The sequence below is a fragment of the Tsukamurella soli genome, from assembly GCF_039541155.1.
GTDB lineage: Bacteria > Actinomycetota > Actinomycetes > Mycobacteriales > Mycobacteriaceae > Tsukamurella > Tsukamurella soli.
Genome location: NZ_BAABFR010000166.1, coordinates 1 through 7,159 on the forward strand (window position 1 = coordinate 1; position 7,159 = coordinate 7,159).

The window sequence follows — 7,159 nt, forward strand, 5'->3', positions numbered from 1 at the left end:
CTCGGCACCGTCGGCGGTGCGGCTGGTGCTGCCGGCACCCGGGGACGCCGCGGCGCTGCCCGCCGGCACCGACCTCGAGCGGGCCGCACTCATGCGCGGCGAGGCGGTCACGTTCGACGGTGACGGCGCGTCGCTGGCACTGGTGCCCGTGCAGGAGTCGTCGGATGTGTTGGTGTGGAACGCCTTCCGGATGACCCCCGCGCTCGTCGATCGCGACGGGGCCGGTCTCGCCGAGGCCGAGTACACGATGCGGGAGGCCGTGCGGGACGCCACCGCGGCCCTCACCGCGCTGCCGCCGACGCCCGGCGCGCCCAGCGCCCGCGCCACCGTCGCCGAGTTGGCGGGCTACCTCGGCTCCACTCCCCTTCCGCCGGGAGCGAGCGCGCGGGCGCACCGCGTGCTGGACACGGTCGCCATGGTGGAGGCGATCCTCCTGGTCGCCGGCGAGCGGCAACCGGACACGGGGATCGGGCTCGGGTCCGCCCAGCGCGGCGACGCCGCGTACGCATCGCTGCGGCGTGCGGTGCGCGTCGCCCGCACCGCCGCGATCAATGCGGTGGCGCAGGAGGCGCTGTGCGCCCCGCGGTGACCGGGCGGCGGGTGGGACAGCAGCCGTCGGCGCACGCCACACCGTCGACCGTGCAGCCCAGGACACCGGCGGCCAACGGCACGCCCGCGACCCGGTCGCGGATCAGTCCCGCGGCCATCGCGACGAACCGCGGGTCGTAGATCGGCGTCGCGGCGCGCGCGAACGGCAGGCCGAGGCGCTCGGCCAGTTCACGGGCCTCGGTGTCGAGGTCCCACACCACCTCCAGGTGGTCGGACACGAACCCGATCGGGCAGACCACGACCCCCGGCGGTCGGCCCGCTCGCTGCGCTGCCGGCGCCGGCCCGGAGACGAGGGCCGCGATGTGGTCGCAGATGTCGGGTTCGAGCCATGGCACCGCCGCCGAGCCCGAGCGCGACTGCCACACCACGTCGAAGTCGCCGCCGTCGAAGGCGAGATCGCCGACGCGCGCGGCCACCGCGGCCGCCGCCAGCCGGACCTGCCGGCTGTACAGGCCGCGGTCGTCGGGGGGCCCCGACGCACCGTCGGCGGCGACGGGGATCGAATGCGCGGTGAACACCAGCCGCGAGCCGACCGGCACGGTGGCCGCCGCGGCGCGGACGGCGTCTGCGACCGCGTCGAGCAGCAGCGGTTGCGACCAGTAGTGCGGGAGTTTGGTGAGATGCGGCGCCTCGGGGATGGCGGCGCGGGCCCGCGCGATGTCCTCGTCGTACTGGCGGCAGCCGGAGAAACCACCCCACGCGGAGGTGGTGAACACCAGCGCATTGCGGCGGCCGTCCGCGGCCATCCGGGCGACGGTGTCCTCGATCATCGGGTGCCAGTTGCGGTTCCCGAAGTACACGGGCAGGTCCGGGCCCCCGGCCCGCAGGTGGGCCTCCAGCGCGGCGACCAGGTCTCGGCCCTGCCGGTTGATCGGGGACACGCCACCGAAGTGCAGGTAGTGCTGCGCCACCTCGTCGAGCCGCTCGGGCGGCACGCCGCGGCCCCGGGTGACGTTCTCGAGGAACGGACGCACGTCCTGCGGGGACTCCGGTCCGCCGAACGACAGCACCAGGACGCTGTCGTACGGCACCTCCACCTGCACGAGTCGGCTACTTGGCGAGCGAGCCGAAGTCGCCCTCCTCGGGGAACCACGTGTTGTGGCTCGCGCCGCCGTCGACGTAGACGATCGAACCGGTGGTGCCGGGCAGGAAGTCGGAGAACAGCGCGCAGATGGTCTTGGCGACCGGGCTCGGGTCGTCGACGTTCCAGCCGATCGGCGACGCACCGTTCCAGTACGTGTTCAGCATGTTCAGCTGCTTGGCGTCGTCGGTCGCGGTCCCCGCGATGGCCTTCGCGGCGAGCGTCTTGATGGGGCCGGCCGCCACCAGGTTGGAGCGGATCTTCTTGGCGTAGCCGACCTCCCGCGCCACGTACCGGTTGACCGACTCGAGCGCGGCCTTCGCCACGCCCATCCAGTTGTAGTACGGCAACGCGGTGCGGGGGTCGAAGTCCATGCCCACGATGGAGCCGCGCTCGTTCATCACGGGCAGCACGGCGCGCGCGAGAGAAGCGTAGCTCCACGCGGAGATCTCGAACGACTTGGCCGCGTCCGGGCCGGGGCCCTCGAGGAACGGCAGCGCATCGGGACCCATCAGCGAGCGGGGCGCCATCGCGATCGAGTGCAGGACACCGTCGACGCCCTCCGGCGCCAGCTCCCGGACCTTGTCGGCCAGCTCGCCCAAGTTCTCCTCGTTGGTGATGTCGAGGCCGATCGCGGGCGGCACCTCCTGCGGCAGGCGCTTGGCGATGCGGTCGATCAGCCGCAGCCGGTCGGGGATGCCGGTGATGATCACCTTGGCACCCTCCTCCTGCGCGACCTTGGCCGCGTGGAAGGCGATCGAGGCATCGGTGATGATGCCGGTGATCAGGATGGTCTTGCCGTCGAGCAGGCCCACGAAATTCTCCTTGTTTGCGAAAGCTGTTGAGGCTGGGTCTCTTCTGGTGAGACGTCTAGTGGCCCATACCGAGGCCGCCGTCGACGTTGATCACGTTGCCGGTCACGTAGGCGGAATCGTCGGAGGCCAGGAAGGACACCACCGCGGCCACGTCCTCGGGCTGGCCCATGCGCTTGGCCGGGATCGCCTGCTTGACGGCGGTCTCGGTGTACTCGGCCGGGAGAGCGCGGGTCATATCGGTGTCGATCAGGCCGGGCGCGACGACGTTGGCGGTGATGTTGCGGCCGCCGAGCTCGCGGGTCACCGAGCGGGCGAGGCCGATCACGCCCGCCTTGGACGCCGCGTAGTTGGCCTGGCCGGGCGTTCCCATGAGGCCGACGACGGAGCCCAGGTAGATGAACCGGCCCCAGCGCTTCTTGAGCATGTCGCGGGTGGCGGCCTTGGTCACGCGGAACGCGCCCGACAGGTTCGCGTTGACGACGTTCTCGAAGCTCTCGACGCTCATCCGCATGAGCAGCGTGTCCTCGGTGATGCCGGCGTTGGAGACGACCACCTCCACGGGTCCCTGGTGCTCGGCGACCGTCTTGAAGGCCGCGTCGACCGACTCCGTGTCCGTGACGTCGCACTGCACGCCGAACAGGCCCTCGGGAGCGCCCGACCCGCGGTGCGTGACGGCGACCTTGTGACCGTCGGCGGCGAGTCGCCGCGCGATCGCGAGGCCGATGCCGCGGTTGCCACCCGTGACGAGGACGGACCGGGCGACGAAGTCATCTGCGTTAGGCATGGCTGCCAACCTATCAATCAGCGTTCCGCCCGACCAACATTCCGGGTCGCTCAGGGCAGCCGCCGGTTGACGGCCACGGCGGCGACGATGCCGACGGCGACGAACAGGGTGCCCCAGATCATCCACACGCGCGAGTTGTCGCCGCGCTGCATCTCGAAGCCGATCTCGTCGCGCAGCGACCCGTAGGCCTTGTTGAGCTCGCCGATCGACGACGCGGTGAAGAACTGGCCACCCGACAGGTCGGCGATCTTGTGGAGTGACTCGTCGTCGACCGGCACGGGGATCTGCTGCCCGCCGATCGTCACCACCCCGTCGGCGGTACCGAACGAGATCGTGGACACCGGGATGCCCTTCTTCTTGGCCTCCATCGCCGCGGTGTAGCCACCCCGCGGGTCGTCGAGGCTCTGCGGCACCGTCTGCTTACCGTCCGACTCGAGCACGATGCGGGCCGGTGGGGCGGTCTTGGCCCCGCCGAGCACGGAATCGATGTTGTCGATCGCCTGCAGCGCGGCGTAGATCCCCTCGCCGGTCGCGGTGCGCTCGGCGAGCTCCAGATGGTCGATGGCCGCCAGCGCCAGGCTGCGGTCCGGCGTCGGCGAGACCAGCAGCGAAGCGGTCCCCGCGAACGAGACGACCCCCAGGTTGATGCCCGGCGTCAACTGCTCCACGAACTGCTTCGCCGCGACCTTGGCCGCACCGAGTCGCGTCGGGGACACGTCGGTGGACTCCATCGACAGCGACACGTCGATCACCAGCATCACCGTCGCCCGGTTCCGCGGTACCTTGCGCATCGCCGTCGGGCCCGCGAGGGCGACGGTGAGCAGCAGTAGGCCGACGCACAACAGCGCGATGGGCACGTGTGTGAACGGGTTCCGGGTCTTGGGTGCGACGGTGTCGAGCACGGTCGTGTTGGCGAACGTCATCGTCCGCTTGCGGCGCCGCAGCTCGTTGTAGACGTAGCCGGCGGCGAGACCTGCTACCACCAGCACGCCGAGGAGCCACCATGCGTCGGCGAGTTGCGTGATCCCGCCCATCAGCCGGCCCTCACGATGCACCCGCCAGCCCGCGGCGGCGCGCGGCGACGAAGCGCACGATGTCGGACAGCCAGTCGCGGTCGGTACGCAGCTCGAGCGTCGGGGCGCCGACGCCGCGCAACGTGCGCACCACCTCCTCGTGGTGCGCGTCGGCCGCGGCGGCGAACTCGGACTGCAGGCGGCGGGTCACCGTCACCTCGCGGACCTCGCCGGACTCGGCGTCGCGCAGCCGGATCTCGCCGACGGCCGGCAGCTCCAGGTCCCGGGGGTCGAGCACCTCGACACCGAGGATCTCGTGCCGGGCCCCCAGGCCCCGCAGCTCGCGCGCGTAGTCGATGGGGCCGAGGAAGTCGCTGATCACCACGACCAGCCCGCGACGCTGCTCCGGGCGGCGCAGGCTGTCGAGCGCCGCCCCGAGGTTCCCGCGGACGCCCGCGGGGGCGTGCGGTGCGCGCGCGATGGTGCCGAGCACCATCTGCTGGTGGGCACGGCCGGCACGGGGTGGCACCCGCAGGACGTCCGCGCCGTTGGTGACGACGGTGCCGACCCGGTTCGCGGCGCCGCTGACCAGGTGGGTCACCGCGGCGGCGGCCGCGATCGCGAGGTCGCGCTTGGTGATGATCGTCCCGTCCGGCCGGGGCGAGGTGCCGAAGTCGAGGCTGGCCGACAGGTCGACGACCAACCACGTGCTGAGCTCGCGGTCGGCGATCATCTGCCGCACGTGGGGGTGCGTCGTGCGCGCGGTCACCGACCAGTCCATGAGGCGGACGTCGTCGCCCGGCGTGTACGGCCGGGAGTCCCCCGGCTCCGACCCCGGTCCGGGCAGCAGTCCCTGGTGGTCACCGCGGAGCACCCCGTCGAGCCGGCGCTTGACCACCAGTTCGAGCGTGCGCAACGCCGACGTCAGGCGGGCGTCGTCCACCCGGCCGGCGTCGAACCGCGGTGGCGGCACGACCTCGGGCATCGATCAGCCACCCTGCCCGGGCATCGGGGCGTGTGCAATGGGCGCGGACCGCACATCCTGCACCGTCTGGCCGATCACCTGTGGCAGTGCCACCGTCTGGAGCACACGCGCGATCGCCTGGTCGGGGGTGACCTCGTCGGCGAGGGCGTCGTAGCTCATCACGAGGCGGTGCCGGAGCACGTCCGGGACGATCTCGACGACGTCCTGCGGGACCACGTAGTCGCGACCGCGCAGGAGCGCGAGCGCCCGTGCGGCGGCGACGATGCCGAGGGTGGCGCGGGGCGACGCGCCGTACGTGACCCAGGCCTTCACCTCGGGCAGGCCGAACTGTTCGGGGTTGCGCGTCGCGGCGATGACGCGGACGACGTAGTCGACGAGCGCGTGGTGCACGAACACCTGCGCGGCCGCCTTCTGCAGGCGGATGACGGTGCCGGGATCCAGCACCTGGCTCGCCACCGGCGGGACGGTGCCCATCCGATACACGATCTCGCGCTCCTCCTCGACCGTCGGGTAGCCGACCACCACCTTGAACAGGAAGCGGTCACGCTGCGCCTCGGGCAGCGGGTACACGCCCTCGTTCTCGATCGGGTTCTGAGTCGCGAGCACCAGGAACGGATCGGGCATCGGGTAGGTCTTGCCGCCGATCGACACGTGCCGCTCGGCCATGACCTCGAGCAGCGCCGACTGCACCTTGGCAGGCGCGCGGTTGATCTCGTCCGCGAGCAGGAAGTTGGCCGACACGGGGCCGATCTCGGTATCGAACTCCTCCCGGCCCTGCCGGTAGATCCGGGTACCGACCAGATCGGAGGGCACCAGGTCGGGCGTGAACTGGATCCGCGAGAAGCTGCCCCCGACGACGCGCGCGAAGGTCTCGACCGCGAGGGTCTTGGCCACGCCGGGCACACCCTCGAGCAGTACGTGCCCCTTGGCGAGCATCCCGACCAGGATCCGCTCGACGAGCTGGTCTTGCCCGACGATGACCCGCTTGACCTCGTACACGGCCCGCTCGAGCAGCTTCACCTCGTCGGTGGTCACCTGGCCGGCGCCGTTCGCGGTTGAGATCGCCCCGCCGGGCCCGGTGGCGGCGGGCGAACCCGCCCCCTGGTGGCTGTGCGTCACGACGTCCCCTTAACTTGTCACCCCCGACTCCGCGCCGGGGCCTGCCGGTCCGAGCGTACCGATCGCCGCGGTCAGGAGTTGATGAGCCGCACCGCGTACGGCATGGCGCCTGCGGTCCGAAGCGGCGAGATCTTCACGGCCGAACCGGATTCCGGCGCCTCGATCATCTCGTCGTTGCCGAGATACATGGCGACGTGCTCGCTCGCGTCGGGGCCGTAGAAGATCATGTCGCCGCGCTTCATCTGCGACAGCGGCACGTGCTCGCCGACGTTGTACTGGTAGCCGGTGTAATGGGGCAGGTTGATGCCCACCGCACCGAACATGTACATCATCAGCCCCGAGCAGTCGAAGCCGAGCTTGTTGTAGTCGCCGTACTCGTCGGCGACGCCGCCATCGTGGATACCTCGGGTCGCACCGTACGGGCTACCGCCGCCCCAGGCGTACTGCACGCCCACCACCGACATGCCCCGGGCGACGACGGTCTCGATCATCTGCTGACCCGTCATGTCGGCGACACCGGGAACCTGGCCGCCGCCGGGCACCGTCGTCACCACGGACTGGGTCTGCGGGGGCGCGGTGAACCCGAACATGCTGGTAGCGCCACTCACCAGCGTCTGCGCGAAGGTCTTGGCGGAGTCGATCGCCGTGCCGGCCACCTTCCCCGCCTCGGCCGCCGCCGCCGGGTCCAGGGTGTCGGCCGCCGCCGCGGGGGCCGCGGGAGCGGCTGGGGCACCACCGCCGGCGGGAGCCGCG

The 7,159-nt window shown here is 71.5% G+C and carries 8 protein-coding genes; 1 reads left to right on the forward strand and 7 read right to left on the reverse strand.

Annotation, left to right across the window (positions count from 1 at the left end):
* The coding region (locus ABD908_RS26020) for a hypothetical protein (RefSeq protein ID WP_345001575.1) at positions 1-589 on the forward strand (589 nt) is incomplete at its 5' end.
* Here ABD908_RS26020 and ABD908_RS26025 read toward each other — a convergent pair.
* The 7 genes from ABD908_RS26025 to ABD908_RS26055 all read right to left on the reverse strand — a co-directional run.
* Positions 549-1,652: a ferrochelatase gene (locus ABD908_RS26025; protein ID WP_345001578.1), complete on the reverse strand. Its 1,104-nt coding sequence runs from the start codon at positions 1,650-1,652 to the stop codon at positions 549-551. The two genes, ABD908_RS26020 and ABD908_RS26025, sit on opposite strands and share 41 nt — an antisense overlap.
* Positions 1,653-1,659: 7 nt before the next feature.
* On the reverse strand, positions 1,660-2,505 hold the full coding sequence (gene inhA, locus ABD908_RS26030) for an NADH-dependent enoyl-ACP reductase InhA (RefSeq protein WP_345001580.1): 846 nt from the start codon (positions 2,503-2,505) through the stop codon (positions 1,660-1,662).
* Positions 2,506-2,560: 55 nt separating this feature from the next.
* Positions 2,561-3,289, reverse strand: a complete 729-nt coding sequence (fabG1, locus tag ABD908_RS26035) for a 3-oxoacyl-ACP reductase FabG1 (RefSeq protein WP_345001583.1) — start codon at positions 3,287-3,289, stop codon at positions 2,561-2,563.
* Positions 3,290-3,339: 50 nt separating this feature from the next.
* Positions 3,340-4,323, reverse strand: coding sequence for a VWA domain-containing protein (locus tag ABD908_RS26040; RefSeq protein WP_345001585.1), 984 nt, complete (start codon positions 4,321-4,323; stop codon positions 3,340-3,342).
* 10 nt (positions 4,324-4,333) lie between these two features.
* The gene (locus ABD908_RS26045; protein ID WP_345001587.1) at positions 4,334-5,287 is read right to left on the reverse strand and encodes a DUF58 domain-containing protein; all 954 of its coding nucleotides are present in this window, start codon (positions 5,285-5,287) and stop codon (positions 4,334-4,336) included.
* 3 nt (positions 5,288-5,290) lie between these two features.
* The gene (locus tag ABD908_RS26050; protein ID WP_385921023.1) at positions 5,291-6,406 is read right to left on the reverse strand and encodes an AAA family ATPase; all 1,116 of its coding nucleotides are present in this window, start codon (positions 6,404-6,406) and stop codon (positions 5,291-5,293) included.
* Between the two features lie 71 nt (positions 6,407-6,477).
* Positions 6,478-7,159, reverse strand: a 682-nt coding sequence (locus tag ABD908_RS26055) for an NlpC/P60 family protein (RefSeq protein ID WP_345001589.1), incomplete at its 5' end; no start/stop codon positions are given.

Coding starts and splice junctions, on each gene's coding strand:
- fabG1 (WP_345001583.1), bottom strand. CDS start 3,289: ATGCCTAACGCAGATGACTTCGTCGCCCGGTCCGTCCTCGTCACGGGT.
- ABD908_RS26040 (WP_345001585.1), bottom strand. CDS start 4,323: ATGGGCGGGATCACGCAACTCGCCGACGCATGGTGGCTCCTCGGCGTG.
- ABD908_RS26045 (WP_345001587.1), bottom strand. CDS start 5,287: ATGCCCGAGGTCGTGCCGCCACCGCGGTTCGACGCCGGCCGGGTGGAC.